This window comes from Calothrix sp. CBUCES-K 9914 (assembly GCF_059640475.1).
Window position 1 is genome coordinate 38,272 of record NZ_JBXXZH010000015.1, and the last position, 21,091, is coordinate 59,362.

17 protein-coding genes and 1 tRNA gene are annotated in these 21,091 nt (G+C 40.2%); 6 read left to right on the forward strand and 12 right to left on the reverse strand.

Annotated elements, in window-relative coordinates; all coding sequences use genetic code 11:
* Nucleotides 1–43 precede the first annotated feature (43 nt).
* Nucleotides 44–841, forward strand: coding sequence for a carbohydrate ABC transporter permease (locus tag AC2JBO_RS05240; protein WP_496952601.1), 798 nt, complete (start codon nt 44–46; stop codon nt 839–841).
* A 44-nt stretch (nt 842–885) separates the two neighbouring features.
* Here AC2JBO_RS05240 and AC2JBO_RS05245 read toward each other — a convergent pair whose 3' ends face one another.
* The gene (locus tag AC2JBO_RS05245) at nt 886–1,587 is read right to left on the reverse strand and encodes a sugar transferase (protein ID WP_496952574.1); all 702 of its coding nucleotides are present in this window, start codon (nt 1,585–1,587) and stop codon (nt 886–888) included.
* Between the two features lie 319 nt (nt 1,588–1,906).
* Nucleotides 1,907–6,010 carry a hypothetical protein gene (locus AC2JBO_RS05250; protein ID WP_496952575.1) on the reverse strand — a complete coding sequence of 1,368 codons (4,104 nt, stop codon included), beginning with the start codon at nt 6,008–6,010 and terminating at the stop codon, nt 1,907–1,909.
* Between the two features lie 624 nt (nt 6,011–6,634).
* On the opposite strand from AC2JBO_RS05250, the gene AC2JBO_RS05255 reads away from it, so the two are divergent.
* The 3 genes from AC2JBO_RS05255 to cobT are packed head-to-tail and all read left to right on the forward strand — an operon-like array spanning nt 6,635 to nt 9,151.
* A complete protein-coding gene (locus tag AC2JBO_RS05255) occupies nt 6,635–7,336 on the forward strand; it encodes a Crp/Fnr family transcriptional regulator (protein ID WP_496952576.1) in 702 nt (233 codons plus the stop codon).
* Nucleotides 7,337–7,374: 38 nt separating this feature from the next.
* Complete coding sequence (locus AC2JBO_RS05260) at nt 7,375–8,067, forward strand: DUF2232 domain-containing protein (protein ID WP_496952577.1); 693 nt, start codon at nt 7,375–7,377, stop codon at nt 8,065–8,067.
* Complete coding sequence (cobT, locus tag AC2JBO_RS05265; RefSeq protein ID WP_496952578.1) at nt 8,060–9,151, forward strand: nicotinate mononucleotide-dependent phosphoribosyltransferase CobT; 1,092 nt, start codon at nt 8,060–8,062, stop codon at nt 9,149–9,151. The genes AC2JBO_RS05260 and cobT overlap by 8 nt, the downstream gene beginning before the upstream one ends.
* A 74-nt stretch (nt 9,152–9,225) precedes the next feature.
* On the opposite strand, the gene AC2JBO_RS05270 is transcribed toward cobT, so the two are convergent.
* The 5 genes from AC2JBO_RS05270 to AC2JBO_RS05290 all read right to left on the reverse strand — a co-directional run bounded on the left by AC2JBO_RS05270 (nt 9,226) and on the right by AC2JBO_RS05290 (nt 11,917).
* On the reverse strand, nt 9,226–9,603 hold the full coding sequence (locus AC2JBO_RS05270) for a hypothetical protein (RefSeq protein WP_496952579.1): 378 nt from the start codon (nt 9,601–9,603) through the stop codon (nt 9,226–9,228).
* Nucleotides 9,604–10,439: 836 nt separating this feature from the next.
* Nucleotides 10,440–10,513: transfer RNA gene (locus tag AC2JBO_RS05275), tRNA-Pro, on the reverse strand.
* 76 nt (nt 10,514–10,589) lie between these two features.
* Nucleotides 10,590–10,955 (reverse strand): DUF1818 family protein, encoded by a 366-nt coding sequence (locus AC2JBO_RS05280; protein WP_496952580.1) that lies wholly within the window; start codon nt 10,953–10,955, stop codon nt 10,590–10,592.
* Between the two features lie 84 nt (nt 10,956–11,039).
* Complete coding sequence (locus tag AC2JBO_RS05285) at nt 11,040–11,594, reverse strand: hypothetical protein (RefSeq protein ID WP_496952581.1); 555 nt, start codon at nt 11,592–11,594, stop codon at nt 11,040–11,042.
* 86 nt (nt 11,595–11,680) lie between these two features.
* Nucleotides 11,681–11,917, reverse strand: a complete 237-nt coding sequence (locus AC2JBO_RS05290; RefSeq protein WP_026093591.1) for a DNA-directed RNA polymerase subunit omega — start codon at nt 11,915–11,917, stop codon at nt 11,681–11,683.
* Nucleotides 11,918–12,043: 126 nt separating this feature from the next.
* On the opposite strand from AC2JBO_RS05290, the gene AC2JBO_RS05295 reads away from it, so the two are divergent.
* Nucleotides 12,044–12,463 (forward strand): fasciclin domain-containing protein, encoded by a 420-nt coding sequence (locus tag AC2JBO_RS05295; protein ID WP_496952582.1) that lies wholly within the window; start codon nt 12,044–12,046, stop codon nt 12,461–12,463.
* 64 nt (nt 12,464–12,527) lie between these two features.
* On the opposite strand, the gene AC2JBO_RS05300 is transcribed toward AC2JBO_RS05295, so the two are convergent.
* Together AC2JBO_RS05300 and AC2JBO_RS05305 are read right to left on the reverse strand one after the other, a co-directional pair.
* A complete protein-coding gene (locus AC2JBO_RS05300) occupies nt 12,528–13,565 on the reverse strand; it encodes an NAD(P)/FAD-dependent oxidoreductase (RefSeq protein WP_496952583.1) in 1,038 nt (345 codons plus the stop codon).
* A 77-nt stretch (nt 13,566–13,642) separates the two neighbouring features.
* Nucleotides 13,643–15,868: a hypothetical protein gene (locus AC2JBO_RS05305; protein ID WP_496952584.1), complete on the reverse strand. Its 2,226-nt coding sequence runs from the start codon at nt 15,866–15,868 to the stop codon at nt 13,643–13,645.
* Nucleotides 15,869–16,364: 496 nt separating this feature from the next.
* On the opposite strand from AC2JBO_RS05305, the gene AC2JBO_RS05310 reads away from it, so the two are divergent.
* Entirely contained in the window at nt 16,365–16,844 is a 480-nt protein-coding gene (locus AC2JBO_RS05310; RefSeq protein WP_496952585.1) for a hypothetical protein, read from the forward strand.
* Between the two features lie 351 nt (nt 16,845–17,195).
* Here the strand turns inward: AC2JBO_RS05310 and AC2JBO_RS05315 are convergent, their stop codons facing one another.
* From AC2JBO_RS05315 to AC2JBO_RS05325, 3 genes are all read right to left on the reverse strand, one after another.
* Nucleotides 17,196–18,104 (reverse strand): DUF4351 domain-containing protein, encoded by a 909-nt coding sequence (locus AC2JBO_RS05315; protein ID WP_496952586.1) that lies wholly within the window; start codon nt 18,102–18,104, stop codon nt 17,196–17,198.
* A gap of 217 nt (nt 18,105–18,321) precedes the next feature.
* The gene (locus AC2JBO_RS05320; protein ID WP_496952587.1) at nt 18,322–18,504 is read right to left on the reverse strand and encodes a hypothetical protein; all 183 of its coding nucleotides are present in this window, start codon (nt 18,502–18,504) and stop codon (nt 18,322–18,324) included.
* A 42-nt stretch (nt 18,505–18,546) separates the two neighbouring features.
* On the reverse strand, nt 18,547–20,991 hold the full coding sequence (locus tag AC2JBO_RS05325) for an SAV_2336 N-terminal domain-related protein (RefSeq protein ID WP_496952588.1): 2,445 nt from the start codon (nt 20,989–20,991) through the stop codon (nt 18,547–18,549).
* Nucleotides 20,992–21,091 lie beyond the last annotated feature (100 nt).

The window sequence follows — 21,091 nt, forward strand, 5'->3', positions numbered from 1 at the left end:
TAAACAAATGCTACTAAAAAACTCGCTCGTTAAAACTTTATTAATGTACACAGTGTTGAGTGTTAGCGCTTTTGTAACACTCTTCCCCTTACTATGGTTAGTCGGTACTGCTTTTAAATCGCAAACAGAAAATATATTTCAGACACCACCGCAGCTACTACCCGCACAACCGACATTCCAAAATTTCATTACAGTGTGGCAAACTAATCCGTTTGGACAATATATGTTCAATAGTACTATAGTGGCGTTGCTTACTGTTAGTTTAAACCTTGTCTTTTGTGCTTTAGCTGCTTACCCGCTAGCTAGATTATCTTTTCCCGGACGCAACTGGATTTTTACTGCTATTGTTACAACAATCATGATTCCATTCCAGATTGTCATGATTCCCTTATATATATTAACAGTAAAAATAGGGTTGCGAAATACTTACCTGGGAATAATTTTTCCTAGTTTAGCTTCTGCCTTTGGCATTTTTCTACTCAGACAAGCTTTTTTAGGTGTTCCCAAAGAACTTGAAGAAGCCGCGCGTATGGATGGTTGTTCAGAATTAGGTATATGGTGGAATATTATGCTGCCAGCAATTCGTCCTGCACTTGTCACCCTCGCAATTTTTGTATTTATTGGTGCTTGGAGTGATTTTCTGTGGCCACTTATTGTTATCCAAGATGAAAATTTATACACGTTGCCGCTTGGAGTGGCAAAACTCGCAAGTGCGTTTTCACTCGACTGGCGCCTAATAGCTGCTGGTTCTGTAATTTCGATTGCCCCTGTTATGATACTATTTTTATTTTTACAACGCTATATCGTTCCTACCGATGCTGGCAGCGGAGTTAAAGGATGATAGAGTTCTAAAATCTAAAACCTCAAATCTCAAATCTCAAATTTCTAATATGCTCCTGAAGCTTTTATCACTACCAAAATGGTTTTGAAAATAAGCTTCAAATCGTATATTGGCGACCACTTATTTTGGTAGTCAATATCCATTTGAACTACTTGCTCAAAATCTTTGATGCTCGAACGACCATTTGCCTGCCATTGTCCGGTCATTCCGGGTTTCACTAACAAACGTGTCCAATGATGTGGCTGGTACTGTTTTACTTCATCAACGGTTGGTGGACGAGTACCGACTAAACTCATTTCTCCCTTGAGAACATTCCAAAACTGTGGAAGTTCATCCAAGCTCGAACGTCTCAATAATCTACCTACTGGAGTAACACGTGGATCATTGGCACACTTAAATATATGCCCTTGAGCTTCGTTCTTTACCAAATGTTTAAGTTTGTCAGCATTTTCAACCATAGAACGAAACTTCCAAATCTTAAAAGTTTCTCCGTGTAGTCCACAGCGAGTTTGGCTATAAAATATGGGTCCTCGGTCGTAAGATAAATTTGCTATCGCTACTGGTATCATTACAAAAGCCGTTATTGTTAGACCGACGAGGGCGCCGATAATGTCAATGAGCCTTTTAGTATAACTTACAACAGAGGGGTGTACTGGCTGTTGTAAGTAATCACTCAAATGTAGGCTGTTATCAAATATCGCTTTACGAGCAATAGAACTCGGTGTATCAGGAATATATGCAGACACAGTGTTTTCTTTCGGCTCTTACGTAGGTTTTTCCATCTCACTCAATCATAGTCAAGCGAAATTACTAATGAACACCCAAAAGCCGAAAATTTACCTAATCTTTCAATAAACCCATAGAAATGTAAATTTTAAGTACCTGAATTGTAAAGTTTTTATTAAGACACGTATTATTACCTGACCAATAAAGTTTTCTGCTTACTTAAGAAGATTAATCATTAACATGCATTGATACTTGTGTCAATCTCTCATTCGTATCAATTTTTTTGATCGTAGAGACGCGATTAAATCGCGTCTTTACACAAATCGCGTCTCTAAATTTCTACAAAGCAACACCAACAGCGAAGTTAACCGTGTAAGGTTCCTCCAAAGATTGTTGAGTGCTAGCTTTCACGATATCAAGGAAATTACGCAGGTACTGAATTTGCTCGATGTTCGGACGATATGTAAGACTACCTTGTTTTTCAAATAACGGTGTACTCAAAAGCGTTTTGTAATCGAAGTTTTCCATCGAAGCTTGAGTAAGCCATATTGACTCGGTGCTACCAGGTATCAAACCAGCTGGTAATTCACCCTCTAAAAATGCTAGCAGTCGCTGCTGACAGTTACGAGTGTTGATACCACGTTCCTCAAACAATCCAATTACTTCGCCAAATGATAAAGCATGTTCTGGCAAAACCCGTAGTAGTTCTGTAAACAGGAAATAATCTGTATACTGCTGTCTTGACACTTCCAAAACTTGCGGGTGCAGTGCTAACAAGCTTAACCCATAAGCCACACGGCTACATGTAGGGGCACCACTATCCCCAAGATACAAGTCCTGAATAATTCTCGCATTTGGAAGTTTTTGCCGCAACCACCTACTGACGGCGCCTAGTGTTGCAACTCCACCAGTCAAAATACTTTGATTAATAGCTTCGGTAGGAATACCACGCGCGACTAATAAACGGTTTAGTTCGCGGTTCAAACGACGAACAAACGGCACAAATACTTGACTTTCTAAATCACGCCGTTGCAGTAGCCAACGTTGATCTGCCAACTCAAACGAGAATGATTCTTGATGTTGTAATATTAACTTCATAGCAGTTGCAGCATCCAAAAGCGCTTGTCCAAGACGCGAGCTTTCAAGCCGTTGTAATAGGCGGATGCGTTCAGCAATATCTGGTTCCCCTGGTCGTGGTAACGTTAACTCCTCCCACTTCAAACTTGATAGCTGCGTATTTTCTAAACCTTGTATACTTGGTTGCCAGTGCAAAGGATTACTCGATATAGATTCTCCTGACTGCTTTTCGGAAACAGGTTGGCGCCATTTTGGTGGTAGCAATAGCTGACAAAGAATGTCTATTTCGATACCTTTTCCACCGTATGCAAAGCTGTGGAGCATAAAGTCGTTGTGGGATAGCGTAAGCAGGTTTTCGGGTAACTCAACTAACGCCATTTCGGTGGCACTGGCGCCAATGTTCATAATCAAAGTATTACCATCTAAAGGATGGTCGCTACTTTTAGCCGGACGCGCACCAGTACGAGTGTTCAGCTTAACTTCCTCACCGTTGGCACCATCTAACTCGCTCAGTAAACTAGCAATTGCTTCCTCAACAAAAAATACTTGCTGGGGATGATATATCAATTTTGATAGCAGCAAAGCTTCACGAATATTAAATCGATATTGTTCTGACCAATTGGATGGGCATGAGCAAACAACACCAGCAATATTATCGATAATACGACCAAAGCTCTCTTGATTGATACCTATTGCCGTCGCGGTTAAACCTAAAGTTGTGCTGTTTCGGTCAGACTTGAGAGTCAAGAGTAGCTTCGACAGCGAGCGCACCATCCATACTAAAGGTACAGTTGCAACCTCGTTTAATTGCAGCACTGGTTCCCATTTATAAGAAGGTTCCTGCTTGCTATCTTCTGAGCTTTCATGTTGAGTTTTCTCGCTTCTATAAGCTAAAGCTACCTGTAAGTAAGGTTTTAGTTCAGCGGAAAACAGGTTTTGTGATGGAGTAATAGGAGAATCTGTATTTTGTTCGCTACCTATTGGTACTCCTGCACTAGCAGGTAAGTAGACTTCTGCGGGTAAACGGAATGAACGTTTGGCGCCGTTTGCATTAATGTCGGTTTCAGTAGACCAATAAACAGGATAAACTTCGGCGGTCGAACGATTTAATAAAGCAGCAGAAATTCCAGTTGTTCCCAAGTCAATACCCAAGTACCACGCTGAGTCTGCGGTATCAGCAATATTAATAGAATCATCTATCGAGTTCAAGGTTGGTTGCTGAGTTTCGGCGCTCGAGATAGAAGGTGCAGTCGCGGATATTGCTGGTTCTTCTGGTGGAACAGGACTTTCTTCAACTTTTGGCTCAGTTTTTTGTGGACGAGAATGGCGGGAACTTATTCCTGTTTGCTCATCGCTATCAAAGTTTTCTAAATCCTCGTCTAATCGTTGTATTTGGTCATCATTGAGTGAAATATTGGGCATTGCTGCATCAATGACGGTAGCTTGGGGAAGCAAAACTTCGTTGGGAGAAGCGGCAATAAAGTTATGCTGCTGAAGTTGATTTTCTTCTTGCGTTGCAGCACTACTTAACTTAGGTACATCTTCAAAAACTAAATCTGTTAATGCAGTAATAGTATCAGCATCCGTTGGCTCAACAGCAATATAAGCGTTATCTATATTAACAAAAGCTTCCCACGCATACGATGTTTGGTCAGCAACGCTTGTTTTTTGATCTTGAGTTTGTAAGTCGTGCAAATCTAAAAGTTCTGCATCTCCATTATCAAGCCAAGGGTCTGGAACAAATGCTGTTGTATTAGTTAAATCTATTGTATCATTATGATTAGCTATATCAAGCGTCTCAGTTTCTGTATTTGTTTCAACTGATGTATCTAATAGCTCGTCTAATGATTCGGACGGCACCGTTTGTGTTGTAATATTAATAATTTCTGTTTCTGTATGTGTTTGATTTAAAACTACTATTGGAGGAATTGGTTCTTCCTGTTGATTTAATGTAGTTGTATTTACTAATTCTGTAATCGGCGCCGATGTTGGTTCTATGGAAATAGTAGAAATAACAGTTTCAGATTTAGTATCAGCTTCCGTAACGATTTCATTAACAGTGTCAACCGTATCAAGTGTATTAATAGTGTTTAAAATTACTTCTGATTGAGTAGACACTGTTACCACTTCTGGTGTCGGTAAATCTTGTGTTACGGTTATTGGGTTACGTCCAGGTGGTGTAACTGGAGTCGAAACAGCCACATCATCGGCGCCGAATAAGCTAGCGTAGAGTAAGTCAACTTCATCACTCTCAAGCTGCTCAGTAGTCGCGGCAACTTCTTTAACTTTTGGCTGACTATTAAATTTGTTAGTTTGCTGAAGTCCAATTGAACGCGCTTGAGATACAGAAGTATCATAACTATCCGCATCCGGATTTAATTCCAAAAGCAAAGCATCTAAATCAGGAGTAGCATTAACGTCATCAACCAAGCTACTGTCTACATCCGGAAGGGAAACTGTGTTCCTCCCAGTAGCAGCTTGTATTGGATATTGTACTATTTTTTGTTCTAAATTAGATTGTACAACCTGCGATTTATTTACAAGCTCTGAGAGAAAAACATTTATAGACTGCAACTGCTGCATCAAATTTTCAATCCAATTTTTCAGCAATTGCTCACCTTGCGTACCGTCGTGTTGCATTCGCGCTACACTGGCAGATAAAGACTCCTGATAACTGTTAAGATGACGCTGCAAATCCTCAAACGAATTGATATTGGAATCTAAATCAACTATTTTTTTATCTAGCTCACCGTAAGAACTGGAAATACGTTCTATCAGCTTGGAAGAGGCATCAGTTTCAGTAGTTGTAATGGTAGTACTTGTTTGTGTAAGCGTCTTTACGGGATCAACTTGTAATCCTTCTTTAGAAACACGATTAGCTAGCACCTGTAAAAATTCTGCTATCATTTGCTCCTGGTTGGCCATTTGGTTTGCCAAGGAGTAATTATGTAAGCGCTGTTGTTCGAGTTGACGAATTTCTTCAACTAGATTTTTTCGTTCTTTCAAAAGACCCTGAAGCTCGATATGCAAAGGTTCCATCAGCGCTCTTAACTCGTTTAATGGCGCCTGTGGAGTCAGATTTTGGTTAGGTTGATTTTGATTGGTTTGATTTTGAGAATTATCATCAGTATCTTGGCCGATATACCTAGCAACCAATGGAGACAATAAAGCAGCCGAGGATTGTGCGTCTGATTGTTGCAACTCCTGATCGATTGATTCCAAGAAATTACGAATTCGCTCTAATACTTGTCTTGGCTCTTGTCCTTGATTATTGGCAAGAACTCTTAATGCGCGCTTACCCTTATTAGCAAGTAAGCTATCAATATCTGCAATCAGCGTTTGAATTTCAGTTGAGCGGGAAGTCACGATGATTTACCTTAGCTAGAACTGGACAAGGGTTTGGTGCTATATTAAGTGAGTGAGCTTGTCGATACGCCCGTTGTGAGCGTGTTGTGTCTCGATATCGAGATTAACGGTTCTAATTCCTCCTTTTACCTTCTTTCATAAGTTTCCTTGAAACCCCGAAGTATTTAATAACTTCTTGAGTTGAGCGTTTCGGGCACGTAAAATACATGCTTTGTCTCTAATCGCTACTAGGGTACAGCATTATTTACAAACTTTCCGCGCTTTGTTGCCAAAATTATATTTGAATACCTGAAAAATGCTCAGGAGCGCGCGCATGCTCAGGGGGCGCCAGCACGTGTATTGAGTATCATTAATTTTATCAGTATCAGTAATTTACTAATTATATTTGCAATACACTGCTTGCTAAAAAAGGAATTACACTAGATACAGAGCTACTTCGAGTCAGCACTTTGCGTTTTTTATACCGTTAGATAAAATCTGTATTATAAAAAAGACTCGATTATTGTTCAAAGTGACATTCTTTAGCTTTATCTTTGAAAGCAGTTATGCTTTGATAGCGTAGGCTTAAGTTTAACGTTAGCTCGTTTATGCACGTAGGTTGCTGCTTTGGTAAAAAATGTTGTAATGGAAGACCGATATAGTTTACTCTCCCCTGCCAATCCTACAATTATCACGTCAGCTCCCTTCTTTCAAGGGTTGCCAGAACCTGCTATAGAATTGGCGCTTACCCACCTAGTTACCCGTACTCACCCAGCAAATCAAGTTATTTTGCTTGAAAATGATTGGGGAGGCTCGGTATATTTTATTATTGAAGGATGGGTAAAAATTCGGACTTATAATTTAGAAGGTAAGGAAGTAACTCTCAATATTCTTGGTAAAGGCGAATTATTTGGCGAGATGGCAGCACTAGATGAAGTTCCTCGCTCAACCGATGTCATAACTTTAACAGGTACAATGATTGGTAGTATGCCTGCTCAAGATTTCGTGAAGTTACTTCATACAGAACCAATGGCGGGAGTTAGGTTATCTCAACTAATGGCACGAAGGTTACGACAAGTAAATCGGCGCCTACGGTTGCGCGAATCAGACAGTCAGTCAAGAGTCGCTGATACGTTAATATTCTTGGCAGAAGGACAAGGGATCAAGGGCGCCTCTGGAACCGGGATACCGAACTTACCGCATCGGGAATTAAGCAGTTTAAGCGGACTAGCGCGCGAAACTGTGACGCGAGTTTTAACAAGGTTAGAAAAAAAAGGATTAATCAAACGCGACCAAGATATAATTTGCATTCCCGATTTATCAGCCTTAGAAAGGATGATTGTTTAACATACCCCTAAAGAACGAGAGCTTCCTAAGAACGAATCATGGCATCCGAAAAAGAATGGTCTCAAAAAGATGAAGATGAAAAAGAAATTTTTGCAGCTCCCGAAGTGAAAGTTGACGCACCACTACGAATGGTGGAAACTGCGTTTTTGGCTAGCACAGGTAGTCTAATTTGGTTTATTAGCTTTTATTTTCCGGCATTTGCCCCTATTTTGCGAATATTTTTCCCTGTCCCAATTGCTTTAGTTTACTTACGACGTGGTACGCGCGCGGCTTGGATGGCGGCAGTAGTATCTGGATTACTGTTATCAGTACTAATGGGGCCTATTCGCAGTTTACAGTTTGTAATGCCGTTTGCATTTATGGGGGTATTACTGGGATCAGCGTGGAACCGTCGCGTTCCCTGGATAGTGTCGATAAGTTTAGGAGCGCTTTTAGGAACATTAGGTGTATTCTTTAGACTTTGGTTTTTATCAGTGTTAACTGATGAAGACCTATGGGTTTATTTAATTAATCAAGTAACTGATATAATCGAGTGGATTTCTTTGAGGCTGGGAATTTTATCAACACCTAGTTCCTTCTCTATTCAAATTGGCGCCATTATATTTGTCATCTTCAATAATTTTCTATATTTATTTTTAGTCCACGTGGGAGCTTGGTTCTTGTTAGACCGTCTGGGTAATCCTATACCCCGTCCTCCGCGTTGGGTACAAGTTTTGATGGAGTATGATTAGTATTTATACGCAAATACCTCTTGGACAAGCGTGGATAAATAAGTATCAGCATCGTCTACCAACATTTGTTTGTGTATTAGGTTTTACAGAGACTGCTTTGATCCCCGGAATATCAGCAGCAGGTTTGACACCTCAAGACCGTAAATACACAGCTTGTGCGGATGCAGAATATTTAGATTGCGGCGCCCGTACATACCCTAAATATCCTTTACCACCACTTACAGCGGGAGCATCACCTGTACTAATTTCGCGCGCGGTAGTCGAAGAACTCAAGTTACCTGTTCATATTTTTAATGCTGGATTAATTGAGGCGCCAGTTAGAGCAATTGATTTAGGTGGTACATATGCTTTGTGTTTGAGCAGTGGAAAAGCAATGAAGCTAGAAACAGTGCGTCACCTATTTGAGCAAGGATTAAAGTGGGGAGAAAAGTTAGCGCGTTCAGCGGATGAGGGGTATTTAATATTAAGCGAGTGTGTTGTTGGAGGAACAACAACAGCTTTAGCGATTTTAACGGGTTTGGGAATAAACGCGATTGGAAAAGTAAATAGTAGTCACCCAGTTTGTAACCACGCGCAAAAATGGGCAGTAGTGCAAATGGGATTAGAGAAGACCAATTATAGTTATAGTGCAGACCCACTCGAACTTGTTGCATCGGTAGGTGACCCGATGCAAATAGTTGTTGCGGGGATGGCAATTACTGCCAGTCGTCATTGTGGGGTAATGTTGGCAGGAGGAACACAAATGCTAGCTGTATATGCTTTGACTCGCGCGTGTGCCTCATTTTATGATTTGGAGTGGCAACCGAACCAAATTATAGTAGGTACTACCCGCTGGGTTGCAGAAGACGCAACTGGTGCAACAGTTGAATTAGCTGAGTTGGTTGGTGATGTTCCTCTTATTGCTACCCAATTAAATCTATCTCACTCTCGCTACGAACAATTACGTGTATACGAGCAAGGTTTTGTCAAAGAAGGTGTAGGTGCTGGCGCCGCTTGTATAGCAGCATATCTATATCAATACTGGCAGCAAGACCAGCTATTAAAAGCTATTGAAACACAACTTGATAAATTAACCAGCTTGTAGGGTGCGTGACGCTATTAGACTTGCTCTTTGTTTCAAAATTTTAGTGGCGTCACGCACCCCACATAATATGGAACTTAATAATGAATTCGCTTTAGTAGCAATTGTTCTTCAAGAGCAGCAATACGATTATAAGCTGCGGTTAGTTGTGCAGTTAGCCTTTGTATTTGAATCTCAGGCGTTAGATGCCTGTCTCCCCCTTGAAGATTGATATCAGAATATATTCCATCAGCTAGAACATCTTTGTGTTCTAACTCTGGGTTGGAGAGTTGATGTCCTTTCAACTGGTAACTACCAGTTTCGGCTATCCCTCGCAAATTGTCTCTTAGTGGGGTTTCTTGTGTATTACACGTAGATAAAACTTGAGAGACTTTAAGCTCAAGTTGCTGAATCACCTGGTAGAGGGCATCGACCTTCTGGCTTAAGGTCAAGACCTGTTTTTGCAATAGCTCCATTGAATACCCTCAGCGGTATGTTTACTCTATGATATTCAATTCAACGCCAATGTTAACTATACTTCTGAATTATTTAACTATTAGTATTTTTTGTCTGAATTCTATACACATCGAATTAAATGAAAATACTTCTAAAGATTTCTTAAAGCATTCACACTAAACGATGTTGAGTAAAGTTAAAGATATAATTAAATATATTAAAAATGTAGACAATACCCGAAAAAATGGCTTTATTGGCTCATTCGTAAGATAAACAGAGATTCCTAGCTTTCAATGCAGAAAAGCAGCCAATTAACGTCAATAATGCTCTATTCATCTTATTGCAACATTCAACTACCATAATTTACGTATTATCACTAGTAATTAATACGCTTTGGCGCCATTCGACCTGCCTTTTCACGTTATGTGGAAAACGCTACGTAAAACCTAACCCCATTCCATACGAGGGAATTTCTGAGTACAATTGCTCTGATTAGAACAATTCAGCAATTGGAGGTGTAGCATAAATTTATTGCGAGAATACACCAAAGGCGCCTGTTTAACAGTTAAAAAGAGGTTAAGATTTAATTCTTAGCTTGCATAGCGTCCTTCCTTATGGAGGGGCGCCTTTTGTACTTCCAAAAAAATACGTAATAACATGTCCGTGTACATAACCATAATAAAACCATCGTAGAGACCGTATTAATTCGGTCTCTACATTGTCGGGAATTATGGGCAAGCAACCGGACATGATATAACAGGCATATAGCCTGTGGTATATGTCAGGCGGGACACCTAACCTACATGTCATTAGTTTTTGCAATATATTTATTTACCACAGAGACCTTTACAAAACATCGGAACGTTGGGATTTGAACCCAAGACCTCCACTACCCCAAAGTGGCGCGCTACCAAGCTGCGCTACGCCCCGAAGAATACAATCGTGATTCTTGTACTCTTTAACTTAGCTATGATAGCACAAGTTTAAAGAAAAATAGCATCTTTAATTAAAAAACCTTGAGCGTACTGGCAGCTAGCAGTAAACCAGGAACAGCAGGCGCCTCCCACTTACCTTCTGCACACCGTTCGCTATTAAGGATAAACCGCAAGCTATAGGAGTGTGGATAACCTTCTACTTCCATCCAAACTAAATCACTTTCGGCTTCGCAAGCAATTTTTTCAGAGTCCATTAACTCTGATGTCAGTTGTTTCATGGTGTCGGCAAGCTGTGCTAATAATCGACAAAAATCATCTAACTCAGCTTGTGTCAACTCAACAGACCAGTCCGATGTGCCAACTAACCCCTGAAATTTAGGCGCTTCGGGGTTCCAACCAATACGCCAGTTGGCGCCAGTTTTTATTACACGTTGCATTAGAACAATAGATAATAAATGTAACTGGTGCGTGACGCTACTAGATTATTACTTCGTTTAGGATTTTTGGTAGCGTCACACACCCTACTTTCCTGAAAACGCATCAGCTAAAGCTTGTACCAAAGCATTACGTTGACTACGAGTCAGCTTTTTTACAGCAGCCCTATCCCCATCAAAAGGGTTGGTTCTTAAATTATCATTTCCAGGGTAGCTGTAATCGTACATTACTTCATTAGCATCAAGGTAATCTGCTAAAGTTAACTTCCAATCTAAACGAAAGTTAGGCGCCCGTCCTTTTACATAGATATGATACCGAATCATTCGACCTACCAAGGTGTTATCAGTGGCAACCTTACCACCTTCTCTTGCTTTGTAAGTATTTTCCTTGGGTAAATCGGGTAATTTCTGATAAACTTTTTGCCAAACGTCACCAATAACAATACGCGGCTGTGCTGCTGCGGATTGAGTACCAAATAGACTTATATTAGGACTTATATTAGAAAGATTTGTACTAACTTCTGCACTACAAAGTACCGCGATTAGAACTGTGATAAATAAGGCTAAATATATAATTTGACGCGCGGGGTATAAAAAATACAGTTTAGATTGGATGATTGAGGGGATAGGGTTTTTTTCCATTGTTGGAATTGATTTATTTAGTACCAATATTTTATTGATTGATCCCCTCTTCCACGTATGAGGTTAAGGGGGATCAGATTAAACTTCTACACCTCGCCAATGATTTCCGGTTGAGTTAGCTCATCTGACATCTCAATAATTGCACGCAACACAGGCTTCATGAGCGTGTCATCTGCATTATCAAAATCTTCGTAACGGCGCCGTTTAGCACGGTTAGCGACTTGAACTGTAATGCGATAACGATTTGAGGCTGCATGTATCAAATCCTCAGCACGGTGCATAATCTGAGACTGAGTTGTCTCGAACTTTGAACGCTTGAGCATAATCACTGGTTCAGTAGAACAATCTTTAGTTTAACACCAGCAATTCATTACTCCAGGTAGAGGATATACATACAGCCTCAATTTTATAAGTAGCTTGTTGTAATATCATTCCTAGGTAAGTGACTCATGGCTAACCTTTTAGAAACAGCGAAGAGCGCAGGTAATTTTAAAACTTTGCTCAAAGTGGCTGAAACTGCTGGATTAATCGATACTCTTGAACAATCAGATTCTTTAACGCTGTTTGCTCCTACTGACGATGCGTTCGATAAGTTACCTAAATCAACTTTAGATGAACTTCTTCAAGATATTCCCAAATTAAAGAGAATAGTTGCATATCATGCGGTCTTCGGGGATGTGCGTTCCGATGACCTAGCTCAAATAGATGAGGCGCCCACTGTAGAAGGTTCAATTTTAGCAATCGAATCTTCTAACGGTAAAGTCAAAGTGAATAATGCCAATGTACTAAAAACAGATATCTTAGCAGATAATGGTGTGATTCACGTTATTGATGAAGTACTAGTTCCTGCACTAGTAGCAGCAGAATAAATTATCCGGTAGGATAGGCATCTTGCCTGTCCGTCTTATTCGTAGGACAAGCAAGATGCTTATCCTACAGAACCCATGCGGGTGGGTTAGGTAACATTCTATAAAGCTTGCTCAATTCCTCAACGTCACTATCAAACCAATTTTTGATCCATTTATTATAGTGTTGAACAGCCTGTTGTTCGTTTATCTTACCTGCTGCTTCTGACGTGATTAAATGTCCTGCCATCATTCCCGACATAATAGCTTTTAACACTCCGTGTGATGATGCTGGGTCAAGAACCATTGCCGCATCCCCGACCATAAAGTACCTTGTTCCTGCGGGTTGAGAAACTATACGCCAAGTTACATCACTCCCGCGCGTCTTTTGGTAAATTTGTAATTGCTCAAATTCTTTAGGGCGCCAATTAAGCTCAATTTTCTCATGGTCTAATGTCAAGCGCGACCATTGGTATAATTGGGGTTTAACTTTTGCAGTCCACGTCCAACCGCGTGAGTCTGCCACTATTGCAGGCGCCTCATCACGCGCGGGACATTCGCCTTGTGCATAACCGTAATATGCTATGAGACGAGGAGAATGATAGTTTATTGGTAGTCCTAGTTGTTTAGCTAACCAATGATTACTGCCTGACGCATCAATAATTTTTGATGCTTCTAATAATCCTTGGGATGTTTCAACAGTAATTTTATCTTTATCTGCTTGTGTAATTATGCGGGATGCATGACAAGGTTGTAATACTTTTACACCTAACGATTGCGCGCGCTTTAGTAAAATAGTATCGAAGTCAGCGCGAACTGCTTGGAATCCTTGCCATGTTTCTGTATGGTATGAACCAAAGGGAATAAATTTATTTTCTCCTTCCCATTGTACCCAGTTACCTTGGTGTCTTATAAAATCAGCTTTTAGGATATCTTCGAGAACTCCTAATTGTTTGAAAAGAGGTTCTGTGCCAGGATGGAGGGTTTCACCTGGATGAACGCGCGGGAATGGTTTTGCTTCAATTAATGTTACTTTTAAGTTTTGTAAAGCGCACGTAATGGCTGTTGAGGCGCCTGCTGGTCCGCTACCGATAATAATAACGTCAGATATTTGTTTGTTATACATGTTTATTTAATAATTTTTAGGGAAATTGTAGAGTGGGCATCCCATTGGGAACAGGCAGGGATGCCTGTTCTACAAGATTAAATGCGTCTACTTACCCAGGCGCCGTTTCTTTGTTTGAGTAATACATTAAGAGGGGAAATATATAATGTTGTAACTTCATCAACTTCCAACGTGCATTTACGTGGGTTGTTTGGAAGTAGACGGGGTTGTTTGCCGTTACGACGGTAAATTTCAAAGCGGTATATTTTACCTTGGAGTGTGGTACGTGTTTGTGTTTGCGCTTGTTGAAGTTCTGTATCTGTAGTTGTTATTGCCCGGAAGGATAATACTCCAATGTCTCCTCTTTGCCCGTTGGTGATACCCAAGACGCGATAAACGTTTGCCATTGCTAAAACTCTGGCTTCGTACTCACGCACGTCTACTTTACCTGTTAACGAAAGTGAGAATTTTTTGTTTAACGAGTTTTCAACGTAGTCGGCGTGGTCATAATCAGTATATTCTAGGACTACTTTTCCATTGTTTGATACAACTTTAGGACCAGGAATTCCATCCCAAGGTAAGTTACCTGTTTGACCAATTTCTGCGTCAGTAAGTGGGCTAATTGTTGGCCATGCTGGATTTGGGACAAAAGTACGCGCGGCATCCGGCGCCACAGCAGGCCAAAATGTACTGAGAGCAGCGCAAAGTTTCGAGTCTTCAGGGAAGGGACTACCTAAACCATATGCAGCTAAGTGTTCAACATTGTTAAATGTATCACGGCTTATATCCCAACCAGGTGCAAATATTCCTGCGGCGCCATCGGGTAAATAAGTGTGGCGCATAGTTTGCCGGACATCGAGGGAAGTTTGGCGTATTTCTGGACGGTTAAGCGGTAATGCAACAATTGCTGTAACTGTTCTATCTTCTGCACGGAAATTGGCGCCTTTAATTTGAATATTTGGTGCAATGCGTTCGTCAGATAAAGATTCTGGTGGAATTCGCCACAAATTTTGGCGAAGCGCGCTAGGTACAGATTGTTGTGTCCAGTCTAAAAGTTCACCTTGGTCGCAGTTAGGGAAAAAGTCGGGAGCAGTTACTAGCGAATATGCGGGAATATTGCGAGGAATTTCTACAGCTAGTTGAGGACATAAAGCTTCTACCCAACCATCACCAGTAAAGTCGATGTAGTGTAGCGCATCATAACCACCTCTTTTCACTACTTCGGTGACATTTGGTAAATTGTTGAGATTTTCAATTTGACCATTCGGTAATACTCTATGACGTGCATGGACATATTCAGGAGCATGTCGGTCATCACCATCTGAAGGAATTAAAACACTTGAAGAAAGCGTTGGACTTGATGCTGGAACTTTGTATGTGAGAGGTTTTCCTTTGTATGTAGCTGCTTCAACCAAATTTGAATGCACAACAGGTAACAATAAACCGGCGCTAAAATCAGCATTTGTTGGCAACTCAGCTATACCTTCGGTAAAAATAAATGGTGCATTGCTAATATCAGGTTCACCCCATCCAGCATTTTTAAGAACCAAGTGAATACGTCGTAGCTTCTCATTTACATGATGAGCATTAAAATTCATCTCTAAATCAAGACCGCGAATACACTCATTACCAGCGAAAAGTTTATGTAAAGGAACCCAAAAATTTAGACTACCATCACCTGGTTGAAATCGCATCGGACCAAATACATCTTGATTTCCTCTGTTTTGAACTGCTATATATGCAGAATAACGCACAGGTAAAACGCGGAAAGCACTTTGATCTCCGTCAACAAAAGGTGTAAACCCACGTTTTGCAGCATCATATAATGGTTGAGCAGTACCAACCCGCGCGACACCAGTCCGAGAAAAACACATATCCGCGTGCTTACGGTGAACAGTTTCAGGCGCCGGACGGTACTCGGAAGCAAAAACAACAATAGCTAAGGGTTGTCTACCACTACGCGCGCGCAACTCTAAAAGAGAAGGAGCTTGAACACCATATATATAGTTCTCAACAACCTCAATCTCTGCCAACGTCGGAAACCCTTGTAAATCTCTACCAGCAACACCTTTATTAACATTGCAAGAAGCCAAAGCATGAAACAATAAACTACGACCAGGATAACCCGCTTGAATACCGCGCGTTCCCTCACGAGCAAAATCTTCAAACCCAGGAACTCGACGATTAATATTAGGTAACTCTTTAACTAACTCCCGTTCTAAATCAGCAGCAGTAATATCCAAACCATGCTGAAGAAGTAAATCACGCCATCCCAAAGGCGCCAGACGGTTACATATAACTCTGACCTGTTCAATAAGTCGCATAATTATTAATGAATTGATTGTTTGTTTGCACTTTTAGTTACCACAACGCCTAAACCAGCAATTAAGGAAACTAACCACTTAAATTTGTAATAAAGTATAAATAGTACAAAAGCACAAGTAAAACCAGATACCCTATTAAAATTACACTTAAAACCGCTCAAGTAGCATTTATCGTAGGGTGTGTGACACCATAAAAAAATTAGAACGTAGTAACAAGACTTGTGGTGTCACGCACCGACTTACAATCGTGACTTCAAGTGAATTAATGTCAGAAAAATTACAAGTATAAACATTTACGTAACAAAGATAAAACGAGTATACTTATTACAAGTAACAATGTTTTCATTATTTTATATATTTAATTTCATGCGCGCGCACTAACTTAACATTTACTTTTTATATCAACCTTTGGACAAACCAAAGTAAATCCTGTACAGTACAAGAAAACTACCGAAAACATTTGGAAACAAAGTAGAGAACTTAGTACAGGGGCAAGATGGTCAATATAATTCAAAAGCCAATAGAGCAACTATCACAAATCGAAGCATTAGCTTTAATAAACAGATGGCTAAAACTACCTAACTATTTTTGGTACGACGACAAAGATATACTGTATTCAATAAAAGAGAAAAAGCTAGCAACTTGGTGTCAATCAAAAGAAATGATTGTAACTAGAGTAGTCACGCGCGATACACCAGTATTTAATTTAATGCGGGAACAGGTTGCCAAGCAAGGAACAGATTTATCATGGTTAGACTATTTAGGATGTGATTGGCATGACTCGTTAAATACACATGATGACTATGAACATTTTTCTGCATTACGTCAATTGGTTAATGATGAGTATCAAAGATTAAAAAGCGAAGAACAGTACGCGCGGGAATTAGCTGATTACAACGTCAAAAAGCAGAATTATTTAGAAGAGTTTAAACAATATCAGCGTATTATGTCAGAAAGGCAATACCTGCAAAATTAGTATAATAATCTACTTCAGGGATATGAAGATGGATTATACTCTAGTTTTTGGCAATATCTCAAAACATTTTTATGCTAAATATCTTTTTACAAATATTTAGTTTAATTATTCTGAATAAGTTAAGAAAATTATTGATAATATTATCTCCTTATTGATAATCATTTCCCTCCTCTAACGCCACCTTGACTGGGCTGGGACTTTACAACCAAATGATTGGCAGCAAGTTCGTCAGCGCATTCAACAAATATGGTTATCTGTTTGACACGACCTGCGATAGAAACAAAAAAGTTGAGATATGTTGCTCCCAACTTTTTTATACTTTAACTGATTAAACGACTGATTTTGTTGAATCTATTGATTTAACCAAGTCTCTAAGTCAGTTAAGGCAGAAAAATCTAGTAATGCCTCTGCCAATGCTTCCAACTGTTCTGTAGACAGTAAACGAACTCTTTCAACTAGTGATGCATCAAGTTCACCAAAACGCCGCGAAAGTAGACGTAGTACTAAACGTTGTTCTCCTTCCTGTACTGCAAGCTCACGGTCTTGTTGGTAAAGTGGCGCCAGTCTCATAAGTAACTCCGGTTCTCCTGTATCTTCTGTTTTATCTAATTCTAGATTTTGCTTGAAGTTGTATAAACATTGTAGCGTTGCCTGCTTGAAAGGGTTGTCATCTGGCAGTGAGATAAATTCATCGATGGCTTTGGTTTGCACTGCGTCTCGACCCAGCATCCTTAACCATAATGTATCAGGTGTTTCAAGCAACTCGTGGATGACTACTATTCCTGTTCGTAAAGCTTCGGGTCCAAAGTATACTCCAGGCGCCCAGTTTGTGTCTGGGTCTGCTTTAAACTTAGATAGTATTTCATCTGATAGGGTTGGCGTTAAAACCCATAGTTTAGGTATTGCTGTTTCTTTGAGAACTATTTTTTTAGGCTTTGCTTTTCTTTTACGTGATGTTTTTTTGGGCTTTGCTTTTCTTTTGAGCGCATTTTTTACTTCCAATGCTTTAATTATACAGTCACAAATGTCGTCTTCTGGCGCCGCGTTGCGAAACTGCTCAAATATTGCGGGAAACTCGGCAAACTTTCCAAGTAAACCTAACGACGCAAGTTTAGGGTTTTGTAGCAGCTTGGGAGTAAATAAAACATCAATCTGTTTTACTTCTGCGGCAACACGCTTTGGCGCCTTTACCACACCAAAAGGTTCTAGCAATGCTTCAAGAAAATCTTTGCTAAACTCATCGTGTATAAATCTTGTCATGAATGTTTTGCTGCTTATTAAACTGTTTTATTTAGATAAATACTAAAGTATTATCTAATAGAGTATTTATGTATTAAAAAATGAAGAGTCTTTGTTAAGTGTTTGTGTAGTTAATTGATACCAACACAACCATGTAGAGACGTTATTAATCACGTCTCTACAGCGGAATGGCACTTATTTAACGTATTAATGGTGCGTGAAAGCACTTTATTTTGCGTTACGTTGATTGCTTGTAATAGCTTTCACGCACCCTACCTAATTTTATTGGCGCCTCCAAATGCTTAAGGGGCGCGACATTCATCTCTACAACGTCTGTATTTATATAATAACTGGGTAACTTTTCGGTTAAACCTACTAAGCTACCCACTGGAGTTTGATTTTTGGATACTGTCACCAGCATCGCAGGAACAGGGCTGGACTCTTCTCTGACACTCCCAACGAATTAAATAATTCGCCAGCTCTCGTACAGAAGAGCGCTCGCCACACCACCACACACCACCCGAAAACCAATGAGGTCGTCGAGGAAGTCAGCGAGTCCGGGATGGAGCATGTCGCGACAAGCAGAGCGGCAGTTTCGCGGATTTTCTTTCCGCGCACCGCCGCGCAAGGGATAATATTGATTATCATTCTCACTATCTAATTCAACCTTCTCTTGAATCCAAGCACTTCCATCAGTAGGTGCTTCTAAGTAATTTTCATGCCAAATGTCGGCACACCATTCCCAAACATTGCCATGCATATCATACAAACCAAAAGCGTTAGGTGGAAAACTTCCTACATCGGTTGTTTTCTCTCTATACTCACCTTTCGGAGCATCGGCGTAGGGTTCTCGTGTACCGTCAAAATTTGCTAACTCGCTTGTAATAGTTTCACCAAAATGGAACGGAGTAGCAGTTCCAGCACGGCAGGCGTATTCCCATTCAGCTTCGCTCGGCAGTCGGTAATTGCGTCTGCTGTAATTAGTTAGTCTATCACAAAACTCCATAGCATCATACCATGATACACACTCTACAGGCAAGTCATTTCCTTTAAAAAGTGAAGGTTCAAGTTCTAACTCACGATTTATTTGTGGTAATGCTGCAACCGCGCGCCATTGTGCTTGAGTAACTGGATATTTGCCCATGAAAAAGGGTTGAACTGTAACTTCATGTTGCGGACGTTCACTATCATAACTACCTTCTTCATCTTCCGGCGCCCCCATTAAAAATGTACCACCTGGTATAGCGACCATATCGAGAGTGACGTTATTGCCAAGGTTTTCTGTTTCTTGCTTTTTATTACCAACAATGGAAGTGGGTTGAGAAGTTGGATTTTCTAGTTCTTCGGCAAACCTTGCATAATCTTCGCCTAAACTCTTTAATATCGTTATCGCTACTTCTGCAATCGGTTGGATTATCGTTTGCTCATCTTCGTTACCCTGTTGCGGCGCCTTGAGGAGGGCAAAAAATTCTGACAATGAAGGTTTGCCTAACTTTCTAGCTACATACTCAGAAACAGCATAAAACACTTTTGCAGAGTCATAAATAACTGCCGACTCTAAAAAAATCTCCCGAATTCCATTGATGAAGCAGTATCGTACCGTATCGGGATTAGTATCTGACTTAATTTTATCTAAAGGTGTTAGTAAACCACCTAAAAATACTTCTGCTACGTTGACTTGTCGTGAATTAGGTAGGATAGTATCTTGGATTATCCTGACTACAGGTAAGTTAATAAGAGGCGCCGCAGCGAGTAAGCTTGCTAGTTTGCGTGCTATTGGTGAAGCTGTTATTTGGAAGTGTTGTACTCGTTCTTCTGCATTGATAGTTGGAGGTTGACGATTGGTTAATGATTTTGTGGTTTTTTTTGCTCCCTGTTCAAAAACAAAACCTCGTACTGTAGCATCGCTTCTCCCCGCTACTACTTGACTCCATGTTAAAGCTAATTCTGGTTCCAGAGTCAAAACTGGAATTTTTGTACCAGTCTCCAAATCTATATCTTTCCATAATAAAAGCTCTTTGACTCGTAAATGCTTGTTGGCAACACCTGGCGCCAAACTTCCTAATAATACAGAGGCGCCTGCATTTAGTCCTGTCTGTAACCATAACCAATCTGGTAGCATTTGTATAATTGCCACAGGTTGTGTATTTGCCCAAAGCTTTAATATATCGCTGATAGCTCCTGTTTGCCAGTAATTTGCAACGCAATCACTAACTAGTAATATTAAACGGCGCCCCGTTGTGTCAATTAACTCACCTGGATTCGCAAGTCGTTGTGTGTTATCGTTCGCTTCACGATTAATACCAGGACGAATTAGAATATTACCTGCACTACTTACTACTAAACCCCAAGTGCGTACATCGCGAAATACGCCATAATGCTCTAATAATCGCTTAAGTTCGCGGATTGTATGGCGCCAAATTAACATCGACTCGCTTTCATCCACAACCAAAGCTAAATCTAACCAAGGTTCTGGTTCTGGTTTGAAAACGGGTACAAAAATATCTTGGTTAGCAACATAATCTACAGTGGCAGTTTCATCTAATATAGTATTTTGTCCAGAAGCAACACGACGCATTAAAGGACGTAGAGACTGGGCAAGCGTCAATGGTGTACGTAGCGAAGGTGCATCAGGTATCGGTAACGGAATAGTGCTGTTAGTATTGGGTATAAAGTCTGATTCAGGATAAACTTTGGCTTTGGGTATTTCGGGAAGAATTGGGGTGATATTACTGTTAGGAGTTGATATCGATTCTTCAGTTGTAGGTAGTACAATTTCTGGCGAAGAGGAAGTTTCTATAGTCTGACAAATTTCTTGACGCTGCAAGCTTAACCAGAGAATATCAGCAATTTCTTCTGGTGTTAAGTTTAAATCTTTACCTAGTACAGCGACTAATTTGTCAATCATTTTTCATCAAACTTGTTTTTCTTCTCTATGTTCTCTGCGTCTTTGTTTTAAATAGTCTTTCGATATTACCATAGAACGCACAAATCACTATATAATTAAT

What these genes read in the sequence shown, in the direction of transcription:
- AC2JBO_RS05240 (WP_496952601.1), top strand. Translation starts at nt 44, where the DNA reads ATGTACACAGTGTTGAGTGTTAGCGCTTTTGTAACACTCTTCCCCTTA.
- AC2JBO_RS05255 (WP_496952576.1), top strand. Translation starts at nt 6,635, where the DNA reads ATGGAAGACCGATATAGTTTACTCTCCCCTGCCAATCCTACAATTATC.
- AC2JBO_RS05260 (WP_496952577.1), top strand. Translation starts at nt 7,375, where the DNA reads ATGGCATCCGAAAAAGAATGGTCTCAAAAAGATGAAGATGAAAAAGAA.
- cobT (WP_496952578.1), top strand. Translation starts at nt 8,060, where the DNA reads ATGATTAGTATTTATACGCAAATACCTCTTGGACAAGCGTGGATAAAT.
- AC2JBO_RS05270 (WP_496952579.1), bottom strand. Translation starts at nt 9,603, where the DNA reads ATGGAGCTATTGCAAAAACAGGTCTTGACCTTAAGCCAGAAGGTCGAT.
- AC2JBO_RS05280 (WP_496952580.1), bottom strand. Translation starts at nt 10,955, where the DNA reads ATGCAACGTGTAATAAAAACTGGCGCCAACTGGCGTATTGGTTGGAAC.
- AC2JBO_RS05285 (WP_496952581.1), bottom strand. Translation starts at nt 11,594, where the DNA reads ATGGAAAAAAACCCTATCCCCTCAATCATCCAATCTAAACTGTATTTT.
- AC2JBO_RS05290 (WP_026093591.1), bottom strand. Translation starts at nt 11,917, where the DNA reads ATGCTCAAGCGTTCAAAGTTCGAGACAACTCAGTCTCAGATTATGCAC.
- AC2JBO_RS05295 (WP_496952582.1), top strand. Translation starts at nt 12,044, where the DNA reads ATGGCTAACCTTTTAGAAACAGCGAAGAGCGCAGGTAATTTTAAAACT.
- AC2JBO_RS05300 (WP_496952583.1), bottom strand. Translation starts at nt 13,565, where the DNA reads ATGTATAACAAACAAATATCTGACGTTATTATTATCGGTAGCGGACCA.
- AC2JBO_RS05305 (WP_496952584.1), bottom strand. Translation starts at nt 15,868, where the DNA reads ATGCGACTTATTGAACAGGTCAGAGTTATATGTAACCGTCTGGCGCCT.
- AC2JBO_RS05310 (WP_496952585.1), top strand. Translation starts at nt 16,365, where the DNA reads ATGGTCAATATAATTCAAAAGCCAATAGAGCAACTATCACAAATCGAA.
- AC2JBO_RS05315 (WP_496952586.1), bottom strand. Translation starts at nt 18,104, where the DNA reads ATGACAAGATTTATACACGATGAGTTTAGCAAAGATTTTCTTGAAGCA.
- AC2JBO_RS05320 (WP_496952587.1), bottom strand. Translation starts at nt 18,504, where the DNA reads ATGCTGGTGACAGTATCCAAAAATCAAACTCCAGTGGGTAGCTTAGTA.
- AC2JBO_RS05325 (WP_496952588.1), bottom strand. Translation starts at nt 20,991, where the DNA reads ATGATTGACAAATTAGTCGCTGTACTAGGTAAAGATTTAAACTTAACA.